Here is a 21957-nt window from a genome sequence, read left to right on the forward strand (position 1 = left end):
AACAGGCAAATAGACATCGCAGGAAAAATAATTCACTGTGGTTATAATTCAAAAATGGAGATTTAAAAATCTTTCCATAACAAATAGTTATTCATTATAAATGGGCTAAACTCGCGTTATTATGCATTATTTCAGCGAAAAGCCCTGTTCTTAAAGGGTTGCGTAAGATGCCCTGCAAATGGTACTGATTATACACCCGTCGTACTTCACGCTGTAGATGTGTTGGCTTCCTGCAACGTGAAGTATTGAGGGGATAAGCGTTTAAAAATTCTACTAACCAACGCAACACAATTCATACCCTTTCAGTATGTATCCATTCCTGTGCGATGAACAGGAGTGGCGTTCCATTGAGGAAGTCCGTCGTTATGAAAAGTTTTAAACTGAGCCTGGCCTGGCAGATATTGATTGCCATGGTGCTTGGCATTCTACTCGGCAGTTACTTGCATTATCACAGCGACAGCCGCGAGTGGCTGATTGCTAACCTGCTCTCTCCGGCAGGCGATATCTTTATCCATCTGATTAAAATGATCGTCGTGCCGATTGTGATCTCCACGCTGATTGTCGGGATTGCCGGTGTCGGCGATGCGAAACAACTGGGACGTATCGGCGCGAAAACCATTCTCTATTTCGAAGTGATCACGACGATTGCCATTATCCTCGGGATTACGCTGGCGAACGTGTTCCAGCCAGGCTCCGGCATTGATATGTCGCAACTGGCGACCGTGGATATTTCGAAATACCAGAACACGACGGCAGAGGTGCAGAGCCACGCGCATGGCCTGATGGGCACCATTCTGTCGCTGGTGCCGACGAACATTGTCGCCTCAATGGCGAAAGGCGATATGCTGCCGATTATCTTCTTCTCAGTGCTGTTTGGTCTGGGCCTTTCCTCACTACCGGCCACACACCGTGAGCCGCTGGTGACGGTGTTCCGTTCCATCTCCGAAACCATGTTCAAAGTGACGCACATGGTCATGCGTTACGCGCCGGTCGGGGTGTTCGCGCTGATCGCTGTGACCGTGGCGAACTTCGGTTTTGCCTCGCTGTGGCCGCTGGCGAAGCTGGTGCTGTTGGTTCACTTCGCGATCCTGTTCTTTGCGCTGGTGGTGCTGGGTATCGTCGCGCGTATTTGTGGACTGAGTATCTGGATCCTTATCCGTATTCTGAAAGATGAGTTGATTCTGGCTTACTCAACCGCCAGTTCGGAGAGCGTACTGCCGCGGATTATCGAGAAGATGGAAGCCTACGGCGCGCCTGCATCTATCACCAGTTTCGTGGTGCCGACCGGCTACTCGTTTAACCTTGATGGCTCTACGCTGTACCAGAGTATTGCGGCCATCTTCATTGCGCAGCTTTACGGTATCGATCTGTCGCTGTGGCAGGAAATCGTGCTGGTGCTGACGCTGATGGTGACCTCGAAAGGGATTGCCGGCGTGCCGGGGGTCTCCTTCGTGGTTCTGCTGGCAACATTAGGCAGCGTGGGCATCCCCCTGGAAGGGCTGGCCTTTATTGCCGGTGTAGACCGTATTCTCGATATGGCGCGTACAGCGCTGAACGTGGTGGGGAATGCGTTGGCGGTATTGGTTATCGCCAAGTGGGAACACAAATTTGACCGTAAAAAAGCGCTGGCGTATGAGCGCGAAGTCCTGGGTAAATTCGACAAGACCGCCCAGTAACGGTTAACGGATTGCCGGATGGCGACTGCGTCTTATCCGGCCTACGGGTCGGTATCGCTTGTGCCGGATGGCGACTGCGCCTTATCCGGCCTACGGGTCGGTATCGCTGGTGCCGGATGGCGACTGCGTCTTATCCGGCCTACGGGTCGGTATCGCTTGTGCCGGATGGCGACTGCGTCTTATCCGGCCTACGGGTCGGTATCGCTTATGCCGGATGGCGACTGCGTCTTATCCGGCCTACGGGTCGGTATCGCTTGTGCCGGATGGCGACTGCGCCTTATCCGGCCTACGGGTCGGCATCGCTTGTGCCGGATGGCGACTGCGTCTTATCCGGCCTACGGGTCGGTATCGCTTGTGCCGGATGGCGACTGCGTCTTATCCGGCCTACGGGTCGGCATCGCTTGTGCCGGATGGCAACTGCGCCTTGTCCGGCCTACGAGTCGGCATCGCTTGTAGGCCTGATAAGCAAAGCGCCATCAGGCAATCTGAATCATCCGTTCGTCAACTTCTCAAATTCTTCGCAGCCGGTATCAAACCCTTCGGTACAGCTCAGATTTAACCAGTGCAGCGCCTTCTGTTTATTCTTCTCAATAAAGCCCTGTTCGCCGTTCAGAAACATCATTCCCGCCCAGTATTCGGAATAGCCGGTGCGAGAGATGGCGGAACTGCGCTTGAAGTACCATGTAGCTTTATCATCATCAGCCTGAATCCCGACGCCGTTGGCGTAAATCAGACCGAGCAACATCTGCGCATCTACGGCGACATCACTCTCCAGATTTTCAGAGGCGTTTTGCAGCAGGGAGATGGCTTTGGGGTAATCGGTTTTACCGGCCTGCGTATTCACCAGAATGCGTGCCAGCGTAATTTCACCCGCTTTACTGCCCGCCCGGGCGGCCTTCTCTGCCAGCATTTTCGCTTCCGGGTAATCCAGACTCACCGGGTTAGTGATTTTTATCTGCGCCAGTAGCGCACAGGCATCCGCATCGCCATTGTCAGCAGATTTCTGTGCCCAGTATTCGGCTTTGCTCAAATCGCCGAAGCTAAACCAGCTGTCAGCAAGGTAATATTGCGCGCGTTTGTCACCGGCCTCTGCGGCCTGCAAATACTGGCTTCCTGGCTCAGGATCGGCAGCACGGGCAAAGAATGTCATCAATAACATCAATGCAAGAAGTGGTTTCATTATTAAGTTTTAATTAGGGTACGGAAGGGACAGTATAAAGAGATCCTATGGATAAAAAAACAGCCTCCGGTAACGTGAGGCTGTTGGAGAAGCATCGTTTATGCCGTCTTATCCGACCCACAACGCAAGCGCTCTGTAGGCCGGATAAGGCATTCATGCCGCCATCCGGCGGATCACCCCATTGCGGTTTCGCGCAGGCGGGTCTTCAGCTTGTTGTATTCATCAATTACGTATTGTTCGGCGGCGGACTGATTGGCAATCGGCTCCACGCGCACGGCGCAATACTTGTACTCTGGCGTTTTGGTAATCGGGCTTAAGTTCTCGGTCACCAGCTCGTTACAGGCGCCAATCCACCACTGGTAGGTCATATAGATAGCCCCTTTGTTCGGGCGTTCGCTGACCTGCGCACGGGTGATAATTTTGCCTTTACGCGAGTGAACCCACACCAGCGCTTCATCTTCAATACCCAGACGCGCCGCGTCGGCCGCGTTGATTTGCGCATAGCCCGGTTCGTCCGCCAGCGCGGCCAGGGCCGCACAGTTACCGGTCATCGAACGACAGGAGTAGTGGCCGACTTCACGCACCGTCGACAGTACCATCGGGTACTCGTCAGTGAGTTTGTCGATGGGCGCAACCCAGTCACAGGTGAAGAACTGCGCCATGCCGTTCGGGGTATCAAATTTCTCTTTAAAGAGGTAAGACGTTCCCTGATCGGCGTCTGACGTGTCGCGGCAGGGCCACTGGATGTAGCCCAGTTCGCCCATTTTCTCGTAAGTCGCCCCATAGAAATCCGGGCACAGATGACGCAACTCATCCCAGATCTCCTGGGTGTTGTTGTAGTGCATCGGATACCCCATCCGGGTGGCGATCTCACTGATGATTTGCCAGTCAGTTTTCAGATCCCACTTCGGCTCAACGGCTTTAAAGAAGCGCTGGAAGCCACGGTCAGCAGCGGTAAAGACCCCTTCATGCTCGCCCCACGACGTCGACGGTAAAATGACATCCGCCGCCGATGCGGTTTTGGTCATAAAGATGTCCTGTACGATGACCAGTTCCAGATCCTCAAAGCCTTTGCGCACTGCGGAGAGTTCCGCATCGGTTTGCAGCGGATCTTCACCCATGATATAGGCTGCACGTACTTCGCCATGCGCCGCACGGTGCGGCAGCTCGCTGATGCGATAGCCGGTGTGAGCGGGCAGGCTGTCCACGCCCCACGCTTTGGCGAATTTCTCGCGGTTAGCCGGATCTTTCACGTACTGATAGCCCGGATAGGTATCCGGCAGCGCACCCATATCACACGCGCCCTGAACGTTGTTCTGGCCACGTACCGGGTTAACGCCGACGCTGGGCTTACCGAGGTTGCCGGTCAGCATCGCGAGGCTGGTCAGTGAACGCACGGTTTCCACGCCCTGATAGAACTGGGTAACGCCCATGCCCCACAGGATGGTCGCGCTTTTCGCGCCGGCATACATCCGCGCCGCCTGGCGAATCTCACTGGCGCTGACGCCCGTGATCGCCTCGACGGACTCCGGCGTATAGCCTTCGACAATCTTGCGGTACTCTTCAAATCCTTCCGTACGGGAGGCGACGAACGCCTGGTCGTACAGGTTTTCTTCAATAATGACATGGCCCATCGCGTTCAACAGCGCGATATTCGAGCCGTTTCGCAGTGCGATGTGCATGTCGGCAATGCGCGCGGTTTCAATTTTGCGCGGATCGCAGACGATAATTTTCGCCCCGTTACGTTTAGCGTTAATCACGTGATTCGCCACGATAGGGTGGGAATCCGCCGGGTTGTAGCCGAAGATAAACACTAAATCGGTATTATCAATTTCGTTAATCGCATTACTCATTGCGCCGTTACCGACCGACTGGTGCAGACCTGCAACCGATGGGCCGTGTCAGACGCGAGCGCAGCAGTCAACGTTATTGGTACCAATAACGGCGCGCGCAAATTTTTGCATGATGTAGTTGGTTTCATTCCCGGTGCCGCGCGACGAGCCGGTCGTCTGGATGGCGTCAGGGCCGTATTTCGCTTTGATAGCGCTCAGGCGCTCGGCGACGTAGTTCAGCGCTTCATCCCAGGAAACAGATTCCAGTTTGCCGCCACGCTGGCGACGAATCATAGGGGTTTTCAGGCGCGGGGTCAGGATCTGGGTATCGTTAATAAAATCCCAGCCATAATAGCCCTTCAGACACAGAGTACCCTGATTGGTTTTCCCCTGCGCCGCCTCAGCCCGGACGATTTTGCCGTTATCGACCACCAGGTTGATCTTGCAACCTGATGCGCAATACGGGCAAACCGTGACGACTTTTTTCATCGGTCTCGCTCCAGTTAATCAAATCGCGCATACACGCTTGTCGTCCTGAGTATGCATCTTTTATGCCACATTTAATTTGTGGCCTTTCCCTGATATTACGGGCAATTTTTGGACAAAACCCTGACGAAAAACAGGCTGTCGTCATATTTGACGTGACGATTTGGCGTTGTGCCGACGCAGGCTGTAGCGGAACCCGATACGAAATTGAGATTCCTCCGCTACTCGCTACACATCGCGATAACTAACGTAGAAACCGTCCCCTTTTGAGGCTGGTTCTATGAAACGCACCCCGACGCTCTTTTTATTCAGCTTGCTATTACTGACCTCCGTGCCGGCGCAGGCCGACATTATTGATGACGCTATTGGCAATATTCAGCAGGCGATCAACGACGCTTACAAGCCGGATAACGGGCGGGATTATGAGGATTCGCGTGACGACAGGTGGCAGAACGAAATGAGCGACGATCGCCGCAGGCAGTATGATGATCGCCGTCGTCAGTTTGAGGATCGCAGACAGCAACTTGATGAACGTCAGCGCCAGCTCGATCGCGAACGCCGTCAACTGGAAGATGAAGAGCGGCGAATGGAAGAGGACTACGGACGTTAATCCACCACAATCTGCATCCCGTCATAGCCTGCTTCAAATCCGTCCGGGAGTGGGTTATCCATTAGCCAGACGTCGAACTGGTGGCTGATATGCGTGAGGATCACCCGTGGGCAGCGAATCACTTTATTAAGCGCAATGACCGTATTTAAATCACAGTGATTGTGAGCCGGTTGCAGGCGCGGCGCATGGCTACAGTCAATGACGATAACCTGTGGCTGATTGTTGAGCAGGAATTTCAGCGTTTTATCGGGCAGTCCCGCGGTGTCAGAAAGCCATGCTACGCGGCTGTGCGCAGTCTCCAGAAGATAGCCAAACGTCATCTTTGAGTGGTTCAGGGGCAGCGGCGTGACCTGCAATCCCTGCAGTTCAAACACCACAAACGGCTCGACGGTGTGGCTAAAGTCGAGAATGCCGGGATGCTTAAACAGATCGTCGCATCCCTGTTCGTCCGGAGGACCGTATACCGGGATGGCATCACCAACGCCCCAGCGTAGCGGAAACAACCCCTGTACGTGGTCCATATGGTAATGAGTGAGTAAAAATTGCCGGAAACTGCCCGCTGGCCACGCGTCCATCAAATAGGGTATTCCTGCATCCAGCAGCGTCACCGTATCGTTGAATGTGATCACGCCGCTACAGGGGCGTCGGCGATACTGTTCCTGTAGGCGTGCGCGACGACAGGCGGCGCAGTCGCAGCCAAATACCGGCACCCCTTGGGCGCCGCCCGTGCCACTTAACGTGATGCTCAGACTCATCGGGACTCCCCTTGTCGTATCGTGCCGGAGGGCGACGCGAGCGTCTTATCCGGCCTGTGTATCTCACAATGCTTTCGTGAAGCGAAAATGGCTCTGTGCGTAACCTTCGCGCAGATAAAACCGGTGCGCGTCATGACGCTTCACGCTGGTGGAGAGTTCCGTCATCTCCGCGCCCGCCTCGCGGGCTTCCTGCTCCGCCCATGCCAGGAGCCGGCTGCCGATTTTCAGACCCCGCGCCTGCGGCATCACCACCAGTTCCTGAATCTCGCCAATCCAGTTGGCGTGATGTAAATGATATTGCAGATGCAGGCCAATTAGCCCAACCGCCTGGCCGTCAAGCAGCGCCAGTTGATAGCGTATGGCCGGGTCTTTCAGGTTCGCGGCGAACCCGGCGCGAAAGGCCGGGTAATCAAAGGTGGCTTGTTTCAGTTCGCACACCAGCGCGTACACGGCATCGGTGTCTTGCGCCGTGGCGCGACGAAGTTCACAGACAGGCATGACGTGGCTCCTTGCGTCCCATTAACGTTAACAGCGAATCGACGGACTGGTGCAAACTGCCGTCGTTATTCAGCGTATGGCAGTCAAACGGGGCGTAGCGGGCGGCGCGTTCCAGACGGGCGGCGATCTCCGTTTCGCTTTCCCGTCCTCGCGCCTGTAATCGCTGGCGCAAAATCGTAGGGGAGACCTGCAAGCAGACCGGCAGCAGCGCCGTACCGTAGCGCGCCTGTGCCTGGGGTAGGTGCGCGCGTGAGCCGTTGACCACCACGTCGAAGCCGCCGTTGAGCCAGAGATCGATCTCCACGCCGACGCCATAATAAAAGCCGTTAGCATGCCAGCTTAGCGCCAGCAGGTTATGCCCGGCGCGGGTGAAAAACTCTTGCTCGCTCAGGGCTACATGATTCTCGTTCCCGGCGTGAGCCGCGCGGGTAATGTAACGGTGCGCCACCAGCAGATGCGCATGTTCCTGCTGACGAAGTGCGGTCAGCAAACTGTCCTTCCCGGAGCCGGACGGCCCCATCAGCCAGATCAGTTTTCCCATACTCAGAACACCCTCTTTCCCTGACGCCAGACGTGGTCGATATGGATGTGGTCGCCCTTGCGATGCGCCAGTACCAGATCGGCACGCTTACCTTCGGCGATCGCGCCTCGGTCATTAAGACTGAGCGCCCGCGCCGGGTTGGCGGTCACCAGGCGGATCGCCTGCGGCAGGGTGAAGCGGTTAGCCGCGTCGTCTGCGACGCGAAACGCGGCATCCAACAGGCTGGCGGGGTAGTAATCCGACGAGAGGATATCCAGCAACCCTAATTCGGCCAGCGAGTGTGCCGCGACGTTGCCGGAGTGAGAGCCACCGCGCACAATGTTCGGCGCACCCATCAGGACGTTCATGCCATGCTGGCGTGAGGCTTCCGCGGCTTCGAACGTGGTGGGAAATTCGGCGATCACGCTGCCAAGCTGATGGGACTCCTGCACATGCCCGGCGGTGGCGTCATCGTGGCTTGCCAGCGCAATGTTGCGCTCACGGCACAACTGCGCGATGGCAGTCCGGTTGGGCTGCGACCAGCGAGCCGCCAGTGCCAGTTGTTCCTCTTCGTAACGCGCCATCTGTTCATCGGTCAGCGAATATTTACCCTGATAATACTCACGATATTTTTCTCGGTTAGCGAACTGGCGCTGGCCCGGCGAGTGATCCATCAGCGACACCAGCGTCACCGGCTCGCGACCAACCAGCTTCTCGAACAGCGGCAGCGTGGTGTGGTGAGGCAGTTCGCAGCGCAGATGCAGGCGATGTTCGGCGCGGTTCACGCCACGTTTTTGCGTCTCCTCCACGGCGTTGATCATTTTCTCCAGGTTTTCCAGGCGATCGCCGCCGTCGCGGACATCGCCAATCGCCACCGCGTCCAGCACGGTGGTGATACCGCTGGCGACCATCAGCGCGTCGTGGCTACTCATTGCGGAATGCGCGGGCCAGTCCACTTTCGGGCGTGGGGTAAAGAATTTGTCGAGATTATCGGTATGCAACTCAATCAGCCCTGGTAGCAGCCAGCCGCCTTCGCCGTCAAGCGCTTGCGGAAGACGGCTCTGACTCTGCGCAAACGCGCGAATCACGCCATTCTGAATTTCCAGCGATCCCTGCACCACTTCATCTTCCAGAACCAGCTTTACATTGTTGATAATCATGGTGTTGTTCCCATCAGGTGCAAACGATCCGCCACGCGGTCGCGCACAGTTTGATCGTGAAAAATGCCGACAATCGCCGCGCCACGCGCTTTCGCCTCTTCAATTAGCGCCACCACGGCGGCGCTGTTGTTGGCATCCAGCGATGCGGTCGGTTCGTCGAGCAGCAGAATCGGGTAATCGACGATAAAACCGCGCGCGATGTTCACGCGCTGTTGTTCACCGCCGGAAAACGTTGAGGGTGCAAGATGCCACAGGCGTTCCGGCACGTTCAGGTGGGTCAGCAGGTTTGCGGCTTTAGCGGCACAGGTTTTACGCGGTACACCGAGATCCAGTAGCGGTTGCATCACTACGTCCAGCGCACTGACGCGTGGAATCACCCGCAGAAACTGGCTCACCCAGCCGATCGTGGTGCGGCGAACCTCCAGAACCTTACGTGCCGGCGCCTGTACCAGATCCACCCATTCGTCGTGATGGCGAATATGGATATGCCCTTCGTCGGGCTGATAGTTGGCATACAGCGAACGCAGCAGTGTCGATTTACCGCTGCCGGACTGGCCATGCAGAACAACACATTCTCCGCTTGTGACTTCCAGTGAGGCATTTTGCAGCACCGGCAGGCGCACGCCATTTTGCTGGTGGAGAACAAAGGTTTTGCTGACGTTTTCAGCGCGGATCGCGTTCATTTTTACCCTCTTTTAAGCATTTGTGCGTTCGATTACCTGATGGCGCTTTGCTTATCAGGCCTACAAGCAATACCGATCCGTAGGCCGGATAAGGCGCAGCCGTCATCCGGCAAAAGCAATATCGATTCGTAGGCCGGATAAGGCACAGCCACCATCCGGCAAAAGCAATACCGATCCGTAGGCCGGATAAGGCACAGCCGCCATCCGGCAAAAGCAATATCGATTCGTAGGCCGGATAAGGCACAGCCGCCATCCGGCAAAAGCAATATCGATTCGTAGGCCGGATAAGGCGCAGCCGTCATCCGGCACAAGCAATATCGATTCGTAGGCCGGATAAGGCGTAGCCGTCATCCGGCACAAGCAATACCGATCCGTAGGCCGGATAAGGCGCAGCCACCATCCGGCACAAGCAATATCGATTCGTAGGCCGGATAAGGCGTAGCCGTCATCCGGCACAAGCAATATCGACCCGTAGGCCGGATAAGGCGCAGCCGTCATCCGGCAAAAATTAGTTCTGCAATACCGACGACACCAACAACTGGGTATACGGATGATGTGGATCGTCGAGCACGCGGTCGGTTAATCCACTTTCCACCACCTGACCCTGTTTCATCACCAGCAGACGGTCCGCCAGCAGGCGCGCGACGCCTAAATCATGGGTGACAATCACCACCGCCAGATCCAGTTCCACCACCAGCCCACGTAACAGGTCCAGTAGTCTGGCCTGTACGGAGACGTCCAACCCACCGGTCGGTTCATCCATAAATACCAGCTTCGGGTGGGTGACGAGGTTGCGGGCGATCTGCAGACGCTGCTGCATGCCGCCGGAAAAGGTGGTCGGCAGATCGTCAATGCGTGAGGCCGGGATCTCGACCTCTTCCAGCCAGCGCTGGGCGGTGGCGCGGATCTCGCCATAGTGACGCGCGCCGGTTGCCATCAGGCGCTCGCCGATATTGCCGCCCGCCGAAACCTGGCGGCGCAGGCCGTCCAGCGGATGCTGATGTACCACGCCCCACTCGGTGCGCAGCAGACGGCGGCGATCGGCCTCGCTCATGGCGTACAGTGACCGGTTCTGGTACCGAATCTCGCCCGACTGCGGCGTCAGGCGTGAGGAGAGGGATTTCAGCAGGGTGGTTTTACCGGAACCGGACTCCCCAACAATGCCCAGCACTTCGCCAGGCCACAGGTCAAAGGAGACATCGCTGAAGCCTTTGCCCGGCGCGTAGAGATGGGTCAGGTTATTAACCGAAAGCAGCGGTTGCGTCATTGGTTGAGTGCCTCGCTCTGTTGGCGGCAGTAGTCGGTGTCGGAGCAGACAAACATGCGTTTGCCGGTGTCATCGAGCACCACTTCATCAAGATAGCTGTGCGTGGAACCGCAGATGGCGCAGGGCTCATCCCAGGTCTGCACAGTGAACGGATGATCGTCGAAATCGAGGCTTTCCACGCGGGTATACGGCGGCACGGCGTAGATACGCTTTTCACGCCCTGCGCCAAACAGCTGGAGAGCGGGCATCCTGTCCATCTTCGGGTTGTCGAATTTCGGGATCGGCGACGGGTCCATCACATAGCGTCCGTTGACCTTCACCGGGTAGGCGTAAGTGGTGGCAATGTGGCCGAAACGGGCGATATCTTCATACAGCTTCACCTGCATGATTCCGTACTCCTCCAGCGCATGCATAGTGCGGGTTTCCGTTTCGCGAGGTTCGATGAAGCGCAGCGGTTCAGGGATCGGCACCTGGAAGATCAGGATTTGATCTTCCGTCAGCGGCGTTTCCGGGATCCGGTGACGGGTCTGGATCAACGTGGCGTCTTCCGTGCGCTCGGTGGTATTGACCCCGGTGACGCGTTTGAAGAAGTTGCGGATCGACACGGCGTTGGTGGTGTCATCTGCGCCCTGATCGATAACCTTCAGCACGTCCGGTTCACCAATCACGCTGGCGGTAATCTGGATCCCACCGGTTCCCCAGCCGTAAGGCATCGGCATTTCGCGGCCACCGAATGGCACCTGATAGCCTGGGATCGCCACCGCTTTGAGGATCGCGCGACGGATCATGCGTTTGGTCTGCTCATCCAGATAAGCAAAGTTGTAGCCGGAGAGGTTAGTGGTCACGGGCGGCCTCCTGTTGCAGGCGTTTGAGCAGTTCCAGCTCGGCCTGGAAATCGACGTAGTGGGGGAGCTTGAGGTGCGAAACAAAACCCGCCGCCTCGACGTTATCCGCGTGCGCCAGCACGAACTCTTCGTCCTGCGCCGGTCCCGTGACCGTTTCATCGTAATCGGGTGCCTGTAGGGCTCTGTCCACCAGCGCCATTGCCATCGCTTTGCGTTCACTCATGCCGAACACCAGGCCGTAGCCGCGGGTAAAGTGAGGCGCATCGTTATCCGGCGCGACGAAGCCGTTGACCATTTCGCATTCGGTCATCAGCAGTTCACCGACGTTGACCGCAAATCCCAGCTCTTCCGGCACCGTTTCCAGCGCAACGTAGCCGCTGCGGATCTCGGCGGCAAACGGGTGATTACGGCCATAGCCGCGTTGGGTGGAGTAGGCCAGCGCCAGCAGATAGCCTTCATCGCCGCGCATCAGCTGTTGCAGACGGGAGGCGCGGGAGCAGGGGTAAACCGGCGGCGTGCGGGTGATGTCATCCGGCGTGGCACCGTTATCTTCTTCGCGCTTCGCCAGCCCCTGATTCGCCAGCAGCGAAAAGACGTGCGGGGCAGCGTCCTGCGTATTCTCTGCGGTTCGCAGTGGCGGCGTTTCACCACTTGCCAGCAACGTGAAATCGAGCAGGCGGTGGGTGTAGTCGTAGGTTGGCCCTAACAACTGACCGCCCGGAATATCCTTATAGACGGCGGAGATACGACGTTCCAGGCGCATTTCCGCGCTGTTCAGCGGCTCACTCACCGCCAGCTTCGCCAGCGTGGTGCGATAAGCGCGCAGCAAAAAAATGGCTTCGACGTTGTCGCCGCTGGCCTGTTTAAGTGCCAGTGCCGCCAGTTCACGATCGGCAATGCCCCCTTCGGTCATCACGCGGTCAACCGCCAGGTTCATCTGCTGTGCGATCTGCTCTACGCTCAGCTCGGCAACGGTATTGTCGCCCCGGCGTCGGTGCTCCTGTAACGCGTGGGCGCTGGCTATCGCCTTTTCGCCCCCTTTGACGGCTACGTACATCAGCACACCTCCACATGAGTGGTTCGCGGAATAGCCAGCAGCCGTTCGCCGCAGGTGAGAATGAGGTCAACGCCCAACGGGAACGGGTGCGGGCGTTCGGTGAGTTCGTGGATCAGGCATTCGGGCAACTGCGGTGCGATCATTCGCTCTTCGGCAATACCCGCCCCGGTCAGGCGTAGCATCCGCCCGCCGCTCAGGCTGGAAATCTGCACGATCAGGGTGGCGCTGGTTTCCGGCGCCACCGCAGAACCGGCGGAAAGCGCATTAAGCTGTTCGCTGCTGATGCGCTCGTCGGCTACGGCAAAGGCCGCCAGCTGCGGTTGATCGACCATCGGCGCGTTGGTATGAAAACGCAGATTCTGGCTGGCAATATCGTTGTTTACCGTCGGTGACAGCCAAACCGGCGTATCGCCGTCGACTAACGTCAGCAGGACGCTGGTGGTCGCCAGATTCAACGGCTGCCAGCCATGTTTCAGTTGATGCAACGCCACAATCACACCCGGCTCGCTCATTGCTTTCAGCAGGCGGCGAAAGCTTTGTTGGGCGTCCTGAACGGGCAGGGTAAAGGCGGTCTGTAGGGTCATTCGTTATCTCCGCGTACCAGCGTAAAGAAGTCGACCCGGCTGGCGTTGACTTCGGCGCGACGGGCGATGATTTCCGCCTCGCGTTCTGCCTCCAGCGGGCTAATTAAGGTTTCCATCAGGCTCTGAAAATGCGCCTGTTCCTGCAGTAAGGCATCGATGACGGCGCATTGCTCGGCGTGGCGTTTGTTGCGGCCCAGCAGGTAGCTATAGCCCAGCGTGCCGCTTTTCAGGCGTACCACGGCGCGGGTCAGGGTGGTGTCGCCGGCAAAAAAACGGTTGCCGGTGCCGCCCATACGCGCCTGAATTTGCATCAGTCCGGTTTCCGGTGCGCGAATCAGTTCATAGTCCGGCGCCAGCTTAAGCGCCTGGAGTCGCGCATTCAGGGCATCGGCCTTGCTGTAAGCCAGCGCGCGCATCCAGCGCTGGCGGGTGGCGGTTTCGAAATGCATTCAGTGCTCCATAGTGAATTCGATCATGTCGGCGCGGGTCAGGCTGACGGAATACTCCATCGCACGTTCCTCGCCTTCACGGTGGTTCAGGGTGCGCACGCAGAGCAGCGGCGCCATGTTGGGGATTTCCAGCACTTTGCTCTCTTTGGCCTGCGCCCGGCGGGCGCTGATGCGCGTTTGCGTGCGCATCAATGTGAGCCCGGACTGTTCGCGCAAGTAGTCGTGCAGCGAGCCGTGGTGAAAACCCTGCAGCAGCGGCCAGAGGGTCAGGTTGGAAAAGTAATGGTCAATCAGACACAGGGCGATGCCGTTTACCCGCCGCAGGGTGCGCAGATGGATGACGTTGTCGCCTTCCTGCACGCTGAGTGCATCGGCAACGTGACGGGAGGCCGGGCGCAGTACCGCCAGCAATTTTTCGCTGGTGGGATGGCTGCCCTGATCCAGCAGGTTCTGGCTGAAGCGTGCCTGGGCGTTAAGCGGATAATCGAACGGGCGCATCAGCACCAGTACGCCGACGCCCTGACGACGCTGTACCCATCCGCGCTCCACCAACTGGTCGATGGCGCGGCGCAGGGTATGGCGGTTAACCTCATAACGTGCGGCAAGCTGATGTTCGGCGGGCAGGTAATCGCCGCAGCGGTAGTGTTGACGTAGCTCCTGCTCAAGGCGCGCGGCAATCTCCTGATAACGCGTCGGATAACTGGTCGGTTGTGTAGACAAGTGCATAGAAATCAATGCCTCGCTGATCAGATAAAGTGCTTACGTAAACGCTGGGAGAGAAAATCCAGCAGGCTGACGGTCACGATGATTAACACCATCAGGGCGCAGGTTTGCTGAAACTGAAAACCGCGAATCGCCTCCCACAACGTGACGCCAATACCGCCTGCGCCCACCATCCCAACGACGGTTGCTGAGCGGACGTTGGATTCAAAGCGGTACAGCGAGTAGGAGATCAGCAGCGGCATCACCTGGGGCAGTACACCGTAAAGAATCTCTTCAATTTTATTGGCACCGGTGGCGCGAATGCCTTCAACCGGGCCGGGTTCAATGGCTTCTACCGCTTCAGAAAGCAGCTTAGAGAGCACGCCGGTGGTATGGATAAACAGCGCCATCACGCCGGCAAACGGACCGAGACCGACAGCGACCACGAACAGCATCGCAAACACCATCTCGTTGATGGCGCGACAGGCGTCCATCAGACGGCGCATTGGCTGGTAGATCCACCAGGGCACGAGGTTGTCGGCGCACATCAGGCCGAAGGGAATGGAGAGGATCACGGCCAGCGCGGTCCCCCAGACGGCGATTTGCAGGGTCACCGCCATTTCTCCGAGGTAGTCCTGCCACTGGCTAAAGTCCGGCGGGAAGAAGTCGGCGGCAAACGTCGCCATGTTGCCGGAATCCTGAATCAGCGTGAGTGGGGCCATTTCGGCACCTTTCCACGACACGACCAGAACGGCGAGCAGAATGGCCCAACTCACCAGCGAGAACCAACTGCGCTTTGGCGGGGCAACGGTGATGGTTTGCATGTTTAGCTCCGTGCGTACGTTATTGCCGGATGGCAGCGCTTGCGCCTTATCCGGCCTACGTTTGTAGGCCCGGTAAGCGAAGCGCCACCGGGCGTCAGGTTTACTGCACCGCTTTATTTACGTTGGTCATGGCGCTCAGCGCGGCAGTCAGGCGGTCGAGATCGTCCAGTTGCGCTTTAATCGCAGAAGATTTGCTGGTCTTCTCTTCAGCGTTCAGTCCCTTGTTGTCCTTCACGCCCTGCATTTCTTTAAATAGCGCGAGCTGGCGAATCGGCACCAGTTGCAGGTCGCTGGAGGCGCGGAACGGCGCCCAGCCGAGGCGTTCCAGTACGGTTTTTTCTTCCGGCGTTTTGCCGTAGTTCATGAAGAAGTCGTACACCTTGTCCTTGGTGGCTTCGGAGAGGTTCTTACGCCAGACAATCGGATCGCCCGGGATCAGCGGCGACTTCCAGATCACCTTCAGCGCTTTCAGTTTGTCCGGCGCGGAGGTTTTCAGCTTGTCGAGGTTTTCGGTGTTATTGGTGGCAACATCCACCTGCTTGTTGGCGACCGCAAGGGCGTTGGTTTCATGACCGGCGTTGACGGTGCGTTTGAAGTCGCTGGCGGCAATATTGTTTTTCGCGAAGACGTAATAGCCAGGGACGAGATAGCCGGAGGTGGAGTTAGGATCGCCATTACCGAAGGTGAGATCTTTACGTTTGGCGATCAGATCGTCGAGGTTGTTGATCGGGCTGTCCTTGTTGACGATCAGCACGCTCCAGTAACCCGGCGATCCATCGGCGGCGACGGTCTGGGCAAAGACCTGGCCGTTGGCGCGATCCACGGCTTCCATTGCCGACAGGTTGCCGTACCAGGCGATGTCGACTTTATTAAAGCGCATCCCCTGGATGATCCCGGCGTAGTCCGGCGCGAAGAAGGCGTTCACTTTCACGCCCAGTTTCTTCTCCATATCCTTCAGGAACGGGTCCCATTGGGGTTTCAGGTTTTGCTGTGATTCGGTCGAAATAATGCCGAAGTTCAGCGCTTTTTCCTGCTCTTCGGCATGGGCCGGGCTGAGCAGGGTGCTGAGACTAAACATGCTGGTAAACGCCAGCGCGGCAACCGTTTTGTAATTCATTTTTTCCTCACTTTATTCCAGGCTATTTCACTTGCCAGCCTGAATTCGGGCAGTGCTCAAAATCCTCACGTACTACGTGTACGCTCCGGTTTTTCCGCGCTGGCCGCCTTCAGTCTGCCTGCGCCAATAACGCCTGGTCTTTTTGAATTAAGCAGCCTGCGCGTTCTGTTCGACGCGGTTCATGCTGCGGTAGAGATGGTCAAATCTTTCGTTATCAAAAAGCTGGCTGCTGCCGTCGTAGAAAACGTGCCCCTGGCGCAACGCGACAATCCGTTCGCAGTAGCGCAGGGCGTAATCCACCTGATGCAGCGTGACGACGACGGTAATGCCGTCGGTCTGGTTGATGTCGCGCAGGGTGTCCATCACGATGCGCGCGGATTCCGGGTCCAGTGAGGCAATCGGTTCGTCGGCGAGGATCACTTTGGCCTGCTGCATCAGCGCCCGGGCGATGGCCACGCGCTGCTGCTGACCGCCGGAGAGCGTAGAGACGCGCTGGTACGCAAAGTGCGCCATCCCCACGCGGGTCAGCGCCTGGAGCGCTCGCTGTTTCTGTTCTGCGCTAAACCAGCTAAAACAGGTGCGCCAGAATGGCGTGCTGCCGAGCGCGCCAATCAGCACGTTCTCCAGTACTGTCAGGCGATTCACCAGATTGAACTGTTGGAAGATGTAACCGGTATGGGCGCGGCTTTTGCGAATATCCCGCGCCAGGCGACCTTCATGCTGAACGCTACGCCCCAGGAGTTCCACGCGGCTGCCCGGTGATTTATCGCCGGTAATCAAACCGCTTAAATGACGTAAAAGGGTGGATTTGCCGGAACCCGACGGCCCAAGCAGAGCCACCATTTCACCGGAACCGATGTTCAGATCAACCGCATGCAGCGCCTGATGCTGATTGAACGTTTTGGAGAGTTTCTCGACGCGAATGATCGTTTCCATGATGCGGCCTCTCTAAAAAAAGTGGCTCCATCGTGGCGGATCAATATGACGTTTGGGTTAAGGTGCTGTGACGGGCTGATGAAGAGTTAAGGTGAGTCTGATGACAGGACGGGAGGCGTGGCCTCCCGGTGTGTTAACCGCCTGCCTGCGCTTTGACGACGTTAATCATCCACGGCACGCCGTAGCGATCGCTGACTTTGCCAAAGCCATGCGCCCAGAAGGTTTCCTGCCAGTCCATTTCGATTTGACCCTCTGCGGCGAGGCTATCAAACCAGCGCTTCCCTTCGTCGACATCCTGCGTGTCGAGGACCAGCGTGAAACCTGAATAGTGAGCGTTTCCTGTGGGAAGGCCATCGCTCATCATAATGTCGCTATTGGCAATGCGTACGTTGGCATGGGCGATAGCGGTATCGGGGAATGTCATTGTGGACGGGCAACCGTCTTCGCTGTCCTGCGCCGGTTTGGGCATTTCACCGAAGCTGATTTTATAAAGGAGTTCTGCACCCAGCGTTTTTTGGTAATACGCGATGGCGTCAGCACAGTTTCCTGCAAAAGAAAGGTAGGGACTTAACGGCATGATCTTTACCTCAGGTAAGAGAAGCCTGTTAAGTGTAGTTATCCTGTGCCCGGTAAGCGAAGCGCTACCGGGCAATTTACATCAGTTCTTTTTCACGAATTCGGATTTCAGCTTCATCGGGCCGAAACCGTCAATTTTGCAATCGATGTTGTGGTCGCCTTCCACCAGACGAATGTTTTTCACTTTGGTGCCGATTTTCAGCATTGAAGAGCTGCCTTTCACCTTCAGGTCTTTAATCACGGTTACGCTGTCGCCGTCAGCCAGCAGGTTGCCGTTGGCATCTTTCACGATCAGTTCGTCGCTGTCATGCGCTGGTTCCGCATCGTTCCATTCGTGGGCGCATTCCGGGCAGATGTACATGCCGTTATCTTCGTAAGTGTATTCGGAGTTGCATTGTGGGCAGTGGGGTAATGACATGTCGATTTCCTCAAAAGTCAGCAAGGGCAAAAGCGCCCAAAAAATGGCAGATTGCCGAAAAAGGACGCAATTATACACAAAATCCTTATCGTTGTCGGGACTACTCTGTTTTTAAGGTAAATGTCGGACTGTGATCGCCATCTGACTGCCAGACAGAAAAATTGAGGTAATATTTTTAAGGGAAATTGCTACCGTTTATTATTTGCGATAAGGTGACGAGAAATATTCTAAATAATGGGTCGGGCGATTTTCAGTTTGGCTTTTTTTGCCTCCCTGTCCTCCCCTTATTTCTGGTAGGTCGAATTAAGTAAAATTGACCCGGTTGGGCATAAAATTGAACTACGCTTTTTTACTTCATTATGTCGCTGAGCGTCATTCAAAAAAGAAATTAAAATAATAATCTCATTAATATCAGTAGATTAATTAATAAAGCTATTTCCATACGTAATTATTAAAGCCGAATATTCACTAATAAAACGAAACGGCTAAATAAAAGCAATAAAATTTGCGTTAAGGAAACATTTTTTATGTACACACAGACAATATATGAATTGAGCCAGGAAGCAGAACGCTTGCTGATGCTCTCTTTAGAGCATCTTAAGAGCGTAAAAAAATTGCCAACGGCAACGCTGGAGGAGGCTTCCTCATTAAAGAGGGAGGATGCCACCCACGTTCAGCCCATACATTTTAGCGCCCGTGGGGTTGGTGCCCAGCAGGCTACGCTGAACAATGAATTGCGAAAAATCTCGCGACTGGAAATGGTGCTGGCGATTGTCGGCACCATGAAGGCGGGAAAATCGACGACAATCAATGCCATTGTCGGTACGGAAGTCTTGCCCAACCGCAATCGTCCGATGACCGCACTGCCGACGCTGATTCGCCATACACCCGGTCAGAAAGAACCGGTACTGCATTTTTCCCACGTTGCGCCCATTGATGCGCTGATGAAGACTCTGCAAGAGAGCATGCGCGCCTGCGATCGACAGAATCTGACGCAGGTGCTGGAAATTGATAAAGACATGAACGGCCTCATGTTGCGCATCGAAAGAGGGGAAACGTTTGAGCGCCACTATCTCGGCGCGCAGCCCATTTTTCACTGCCTGAAAAGCCTCAATGATTTGGTGCGCCTGTCAAAAGCGCTGGAGGTTGATTTTCCCTTTTCTGCCTATGCGGCGATTGAACATATTCCGGTGATTGAGGTGGAGTTTGTGCACCTGGCGGGGCTGGAGAACTATCCGGGTCAACTGACGTTACTGGATACGCCCGGGCCAAACGAAGCCGGGCAGCCGCACCTGCAAAAAATGCTGAATGAACAACTGTCCCGCTCCTCCGCTGTTCTGGCGGTGATGGATTATACGCAACTGAAATCGATCTCTGATGAAGAGGTGCGCCAGGCCATCGCCGCAGTAGGAAAATCGGTGCCGCTGTATGCGTTGGTGAATAAATTCGACCAGAAAGATCGCAACAGCGATGACGAAGAACAGGTGAGGGCGCTGATTTCCGGCACGCTGATGAAGGGAAGTATTGAACCGGCGCAGATCTTTCCGGTCTCCTCAATGTGGGGATATCTGGCTAATCGGGCTCGTCATGAACTGATAAACCATGGCCGCTTGCCGGATCACGAGGAGCAACGCTGGGTGCAGGATTTTGCCGAAGCGGCGCTCGGTCGGCGCTGGCGAAGCGCCGATCTGGATGATATTGAACACCTGCGTCACGCGGCGGATTTGCTGTGGGAAGATTCGCTGTTTGAACAGCCGATTCGAACCTTGATTCATGCCGCCTATGCGAATGCCTCGCTGTATGCGCTGCGTTCCGCCTCGCATAAATTGCTGAATTACGCCCAGAGCACCCGCGAATACCTGGATTTCCGCTATCACTGCCTGACTGTCTCTTTTGACACGCTCCAGCAACATATCGGGCGTCTGGAAGCGGACATGCTGGAACTGGAGGTGAGTCAGGACAGCGTCAGCGATGAGATCCATCATGAAGTGGGGCTGGCGATGACGTCGGCCAACGACTTTCTCAACCAGCAGCAGGCCACGATATTGCGCAGCATCGGGACCTTTTTCAGCCGCGAGCAGGTGCTGAAGTTGTCGCGTGGCGATAGCTGGTCGCCGCTGCCGCAGGCGGAGATTGACGGGGAGAAACTGGTGCTGCACGACGAAGCGCAGGCGCAGGTGATCCTCAGTAAGCTACGCTCAGCCTGTGAGGGCGTCCTGCTGGCGGCGCAGGAAAACATCACCCGCGAACTGGCGATGCGTTTTGAACAACTGGAAGCGACCCTCAGCCGTTCGCTCAATGAGGCAATGCGCCCCATCGAAATGCGGGTGAAAGAGGAGTTGAGTGATGCGGGATTTCGTCCCCGGATCAGTTTTCCGGCCTTTCACGCCTCCATGTTTAACTTCACGACGCGGCAGTTGTTCAGCGACGCGATTGCTCAGCAGGACTGCGTCGAAAATGACGAACCTCATGTGGGTGGCGTGCGTGGGACCTTCTCCCGCTGGCTGAATCAGCCGAACTGGAGCTGGAATGACTATTTTGAAGCGAAGACGCGCTATCTGATTGATATCCCTGCGCTGCACCAGAGCCTGGTGGAGTACGTCAGCCATTTCTGCCAACAAATTCGTAAAGCTTTAGCCGCGCAGGTCGATGTTTCCGTTACGGCAGGTCTGGCAACGTTTTTTGCCGATTTCTCATCGTGCCTGGCGGGACTGCAGGAGAGCCTGCGCGAGAGCTTGCTGGTTCGTCAGCAAAATGAATCGGCTGTTCAGAGTCTGAGCCAACAGTTGCAGCACAGTATTGCCGCTACCGCCTGGATTTATGAAGACTCTCGCCTGCTTCGTGATGATATTCAAACCCTTTTTGTGGCCGAACACACATGACAAACGCGTTACTGGAAGGCCCCGGACGGACGCTGGAATGTATCCACCCGAAGTTTATGGTCTCCCTGATTCAGACAGAAGAACCGAAACGGGCTGGCGGTACGCTGCAACAACAGCAGTTTCGCGAACGCCTGACGCAGGAGATCCTCTCCCGGACGCAACTGCGCGCGTGGGCCATGGCCGGGATGTTCAGTGAACATCTGATGATGCGTCTGAAGCTGGTGGAAAAACTGGCGGGCATGCTCGATCCGGGGCATCTGGCGCTGACGCGGATCGCTGCGCGATTGCAGATTTTGCAACAGACGGACATGTCGCGCGGGCCGTCCATCCCAGGGCTGACCCAACAGCTTACGTCGCTGAGCGAGTGGTTTCACCAGCGCAGCATCTGGAAGGAGAAAGCGCTGAACCAGCGTGGCCTCACGGTGCAGGCCGGGGAACACAGCGAGCAGGTGTTTACCCGCTGGCTGGCGGGGGCGTATGAGGGGTGGTCGCTGCCGGGGCGCTGTTTTGTCGCGCTGGAAGAGTTGCGCTGGGGGGCGTTTGGCGATGCCTGTCGGCTGGCGAATCCGGACGTGGCGGCGATGCTGAAAGATAATCTCCGGGCGATGGCGACAAACTATCTGGCCCACTCAATAAATGCTGCGCCCACGACACGGCATTACTATCACCAGTGGCTAAATACCACCGCGACTGCCGGTTCCGGCGAATACAGCGAGATGCTGAGCTGGCTGGGCGACTGGTGCGAGGCGGATAAGCATCCGGTGTGTTGGTCTGTAACGCAGCGCTGGCAGACGGTTGCGCTGGGAATGCCGCGACTCTGCTCGGCAAAACGGCTGGTCGATGCGATGGTGGAAGAGGTGTTTCCACCCTCTCCCCTCATGATTTAAGAGGAGAGGGCTG

At 56.5% G+C, this 21957-nt stretch carries 23 protein-coding genes; 5 read left to right on the top strand and 18 right to left on the bottom strand.

Features of this window, described 5'->3' with window-relative positions; all coding sequences use genetic code 11:
- Nucleotides 1–365: 365 nt before the first annotated feature.
- Both gltP and QNN88_RS18250 read left to right on the top strand, forming a co-directional pair.
- Nucleotides 366–1676 carry a glutamate/aspartate:proton symporter GltP gene (gene gltP / locus QNN88_RS18245; RefSeq protein WP_042999068.1) on the top strand — a complete coding sequence of 437 codons (1311 nt, stop codon included), beginning with the start codon at nucleotides 366–368 and terminating at the stop codon, nucleotides 1674–1676.
- A gap of 18 nt (nucleotides 1677–1694) precedes the next feature.
- On the top strand, nucleotides 1695–2132 hold the full coding sequence (locus tag QNN88_RS18250; protein ID WP_414241455.1) for a hypothetical protein: 438 nt from the start codon (nucleotides 1695–1697) through the stop codon (nucleotides 2130–2132).
- A 34-nt stretch (nucleotides 2133–2166) separates the two neighbouring features.
- Here QNN88_RS18250 and yjcO read toward each other — a convergent pair whose 3' ends face one another.
- Together yjcO and fdhF are read right to left on the bottom strand one after the other, a co-directional pair.
- Nucleotides 2167–2856, bottom strand: coding sequence for a Sel1 family TPR-like repeat protein YjcO (gene yjcO / locus QNN88_RS18255; RefSeq protein WP_414241456.1), 690 nt, complete (start codon nucleotides 2854–2856; stop codon nucleotides 2167–2169).
- Nucleotides 2857–3029: 173 nt separating this feature from the next.
- A complete protein-coding gene (fdhF, locus tag QNN88_RS18260; protein ID WP_414241457.1) occupies nucleotides 3030–5177 on the bottom strand; it encodes a formate dehydrogenase subunit alpha in 2148 nt (715 codons plus the stop codon).
- Nucleotides 5178–5454: 277 nt separating this feature from the next.
- On the opposite strand from fdhF, the gene yjdP reads away from it, so the two are divergent.
- Nucleotides 5455–5784, top strand: coding sequence for a DDRRRQL repeat protein YjdP (yjdP, locus tag QNN88_RS18265; protein ID WP_414241458.1), 330 nt, complete (start codon nucleotides 5455–5457; stop codon nucleotides 5782–5784).
- On the opposite strand, the gene phnP is transcribed toward yjdP, so the two are convergent.
- The 16 genes from phnP to QNN88_RS18345 form a co-directional block, all read right to left on the bottom strand.
- Nucleotides 5781–6539: a phosphonate metabolism protein PhnP gene (gene phnP / locus QNN88_RS18270; RefSeq protein WP_414241459.1), complete on the bottom strand. Its 759-nt coding sequence runs from the start codon at nucleotides 6537–6539 to the stop codon at nucleotides 5781–5783. The genes yjdP and phnP overlap by 4 nt on opposite strands.
- Nucleotides 6540–6602: 63 nt before the next feature.
- A complete protein-coding gene (phnO, locus tag QNN88_RS18275; RefSeq protein ID WP_414241460.1) occupies nucleotides 6603–7037 on the bottom strand; it encodes an aminoalkylphosphonate N-acetyltransferase in 435 nt (144 codons plus the stop codon).
- On the bottom strand, nucleotides 7024–7578 hold the full coding sequence (gene phnN / locus QNN88_RS18280; protein WP_414241461.1) for a ribose 1,5-bisphosphokinase: 555 nt from the start codon (nucleotides 7576–7578) through the stop codon (nucleotides 7024–7026). Before phnN ends, phnO begins: the two co-directional genes overlap by 14 nt.
- A gap of 2 nt (nucleotides 7579–7580) precedes the next feature.
- A complete protein-coding gene (phnM, locus tag QNN88_RS18285; RefSeq protein ID WP_414241462.1) occupies nucleotides 7581–8717 on the bottom strand; it encodes an alpha-D-ribose 1-methylphosphonate 5-triphosphate diphosphatase in 1137 nt (378 codons plus the stop codon).
- On the bottom strand, nucleotides 8714–9400 hold the full coding sequence (phnL, locus tag QNN88_RS18290) for a phosphonate C-P lyase system protein PhnL (RefSeq protein WP_414241463.1): 687 nt from the start codon (nucleotides 9398–9400) through the stop codon (nucleotides 8714–8716). Before phnL ends, phnM begins: the two co-directional genes overlap by 4 nt.
- Before the next feature lie 508 nt (nucleotides 9401–9908).
- Nucleotides 9909–10667 (bottom strand): phosphonate C-P lyase system protein PhnK, encoded by a 759-nt coding sequence (gene phnK, locus QNN88_RS18295; protein ID WP_414241464.1) that lies wholly within the window; start codon nucleotides 10665–10667, stop codon nucleotides 9909–9911.
- A complete protein-coding gene (gene phnJ, locus QNN88_RS18300; RefSeq protein ID WP_414241519.1) occupies nucleotides 10664–11455 on the bottom strand; it encodes an alpha-D-ribose 1-methylphosphonate 5-phosphate C-P-lyase PhnJ in 792 nt (263 codons plus the stop codon). Before phnJ ends, phnK begins: the two co-directional genes overlap by 4 nt.
- Before the next feature lie 46 nt (nucleotides 11456–11501).
- Complete coding sequence (locus QNN88_RS18305; protein ID WP_414241465.1) at nucleotides 11502–12569, bottom strand: carbon-phosphorus lyase complex subunit PhnI; 1068 nt, start codon at nucleotides 12567–12569, stop codon at nucleotides 11502–11504.
- Nucleotides 12569–13153 (bottom strand): phosphonate C-P lyase system protein PhnH, encoded by a 585-nt coding sequence (phnH, locus tag QNN88_RS18310; RefSeq protein WP_414241466.1) that lies wholly within the window; start codon nucleotides 13151–13153, stop codon nucleotides 12569–12571. Before phnH ends, QNN88_RS18305 begins: the two co-directional genes overlap by 1 nt.
- Complete coding sequence (gene phnG / locus QNN88_RS18315; RefSeq protein WP_414241467.1) at nucleotides 13150–13602, bottom strand: phosphonate C-P lyase system protein PhnG; 453 nt, start codon at nucleotides 13600–13602, stop codon at nucleotides 13150–13152. Before phnG ends, phnH begins: the two co-directional genes overlap by 4 nt.
- Entirely contained in the window at nucleotides 13603–14328 is a 726-nt protein-coding gene (gene phnF / locus QNN88_RS18320; protein ID WP_414241468.1) for a phosphonate metabolism transcriptional regulator PhnF, read from the bottom strand. It abuts the gene before it with no gap.
- Nucleotides 14329–14348: 20 nt separating this feature from the next.
- A complete protein-coding gene (gene phnE / locus QNN88_RS18325; RefSeq protein WP_044328535.1) occupies nucleotides 14349–15128 on the bottom strand; it encodes a phosphonate ABC transporter, permease protein PhnE in 780 nt (259 codons plus the stop codon).
- Nucleotides 15129–15228: 100 nt separating this feature from the next.
- Nucleotides 15229–16245 carry a phosphonate ABC transporter substrate-binding protein gene (gene phnD, locus QNN88_RS18330; protein ID WP_414241469.1) on the bottom strand — a complete coding sequence of 339 codons (1017 nt, stop codon included), beginning with the start codon at nucleotides 16243–16245 and terminating at the stop codon, nucleotides 15229–15231.
- Nucleotides 16246–16392: 147 nt separating this feature from the next.
- On the bottom strand, nucleotides 16393–17181 hold the full coding sequence (gene phnC, locus QNN88_RS18335) for a phosphonate ABC transporter ATP-binding protein (RefSeq protein WP_414241470.1): 789 nt from the start codon (nucleotides 17179–17181) through the stop codon (nucleotides 16393–16395).
- Between the two features lie 133 nt (nucleotides 17182–17314).
- On the bottom strand, nucleotides 17315–17758 hold the full coding sequence (gene yjdN / locus QNN88_RS18340; protein WP_414241471.1) for a VOC family metalloprotein YjdN: 444 nt from the start codon (nucleotides 17756–17758) through the stop codon (nucleotides 17315–17317).
- Between the two features lie 81 nt (nucleotides 17759–17839).
- Complete coding sequence (locus QNN88_RS18345) at nucleotides 17840–18175, bottom strand: zinc ribbon domain-containing protein YjdM (protein WP_181682084.1); 336 nt, start codon at nucleotides 18173–18175, stop codon at nucleotides 17840–17842.
- Nucleotides 18176–18702: 527 nt separating this feature from the next.
- Here QNN88_RS18345 and crfC point away from each other — a divergent pair.
- Together crfC and QNN88_RS18355 are read left to right on the top strand one after the other, a co-directional pair.
- A complete protein-coding gene (gene crfC / locus QNN88_RS18350) occupies nucleotides 18703–21057 on the top strand; it encodes a clamp-binding protein CrfC (RefSeq protein WP_414241472.1) in 2355 nt (784 codons plus the stop codon).
- Nucleotides 21054–21944 (top strand): diguanylate cyclase regulator RdcB family protein, encoded by an 891-nt coding sequence (locus tag QNN88_RS18355; protein ID WP_414241473.1) that lies wholly within the window; start codon nucleotides 21054–21056, stop codon nucleotides 21942–21944. Before crfC ends, QNN88_RS18355 begins: the two co-directional genes overlap by 4 nt.
- Nucleotides 21945–21957: the final 13 nt, after the last annotated feature.

Source organism: Citrobacter sp. ANG330, assembly GCF_047467925.1.
Classification (GTDB): Bacteria; Pseudomonadota; Gammaproteobacteria; order Enterobacterales; family Enterobacteriaceae; genus Citrobacter_A; species Citrobacter_A amalonaticus_G.

Coding starts and splice junctions, on each gene's coding strand:
- yjdN (WP_414241471.1), bottom strand. CDS start 17,758: ATGCCGTTAAGTCCCTACCTTTCTTTTGCAGGAAACTGTGCTGACGCC.
- phnM (WP_414241462.1), bottom strand. CDS start 8,717: ATGATTATCAACAATGTAAAGCTGGTTCTGGAAGATGAAGTGGTGCAG.
- QNN88_RS18305 (WP_414241465.1), bottom strand. CDS start 12,569: ATGTACGTAGCCGTCAAAGGGGGCGAAAAGGCGATAGCCAGCGCCCAC.
- phnE (WP_044328535.1), bottom strand. CDS start 15,128: ATGCAAACCATCACCGTTGCCCCGCCAAAGCGCAGTTGGTTCTCGCTG.
- yjdP (WP_414241458.1), top strand. CDS start 5,455: ATGAAACGCACCCCGACGCTCTTTTTATTCAGCTTGCTATTACTGACC.
- phnH (WP_414241466.1), bottom strand. CDS start 13,153: ATGACCCTACAGACCGCCTTTACCCTGCCCGTTCAGGACGCCCAACAA.
- gltP (WP_042999068.1), top strand. CDS start 366: ATGAAAAGTTTTAAACTGAGCCTGGCCTGGCAGATATTGATTGCCATG.
- phnO (WP_414241460.1), bottom strand. CDS start 7,037: ATGCCTGTCTGTGAACTTCGTCGCGCCACGGCGCAAGACACCGATGCC.
- phnK (WP_414241464.1), bottom strand. CDS start 10,667: ATGACGCAACCGCTGCTTTCGGTTAATAACCTGACCCATCTCTACGCG.
- QNN88_RS18250 (WP_414241455.1), top strand. CDS start 1,695: ATGGCGACTGCGTCTTATCCGGCCTACGGGTCGGTATCGCTTGTGCCG.
- QNN88_RS18345 (WP_181682084.1), bottom strand. CDS start 18,175: ATGTCATTACCCCACTGCCCACAATGCAACTCCGAATACACTTACGAA.
- phnF (WP_414241468.1), bottom strand. CDS start 14,328: ATGCACTTGTCTACACAACCGACCAGTTATCCGACGCGTTATCAGGAG.
- phnJ (WP_414241519.1), bottom strand. CDS start 11,455: ATGATCCGTCGCGCGATCCTCAAAGCGGTGGCGATCCCAGGCTATCAG.
- phnC (WP_414241470.1), bottom strand. CDS start 17,181: ATGGAAACGATCATTCGCGTCGAGAAACTCTCCAAAACGTTCAATCAG.
- phnN (WP_414241461.1), bottom strand. CDS start 7,578: ATGGGAAAACTGATCTGGCTGATGGGGCCGTCCGGCTCCGGGAAGGAC.
- phnL (WP_414241463.1), bottom strand. CDS start 9,400: ATGAACGCGATCCGCGCTGAAAACGTCAGCAAAACCTTTGTTCTCCAC.
- yjcO (WP_414241456.1), bottom strand. CDS start 2,856: ATGAAACCACTTCTTGCATTGATGTTATTGATGACATTCTTTGCCCGT.
- QNN88_RS18355 (WP_414241473.1), top strand. CDS start 21,054: ATGACAAACGCGTTACTGGAAGGCCCCGGACGGACGCTGGAATGTATC.
- phnG (WP_414241467.1), bottom strand. CDS start 13,602: ATGCATTTCGAAACCGCCACCCGCCAGCGCTGGATGCGCGCGCTGGCT.
- phnP (WP_414241459.1), bottom strand. CDS start 6,539: ATGAGTCTGAGCATCACGTTAAGTGGCACGGGCGGCGCCCAAGGGGTG.
- phnD (WP_414241469.1), bottom strand. CDS start 16,245: ATGAATTACAAAACGGTTGCCGCGCTGGCGTTTACCAGCATGTTTAGT.
- crfC (WP_414241472.1), top strand. CDS start 18,703: ATGTACACACAGACAATATATGAATTGAGCCAGGAAGCAGAACGCTTG.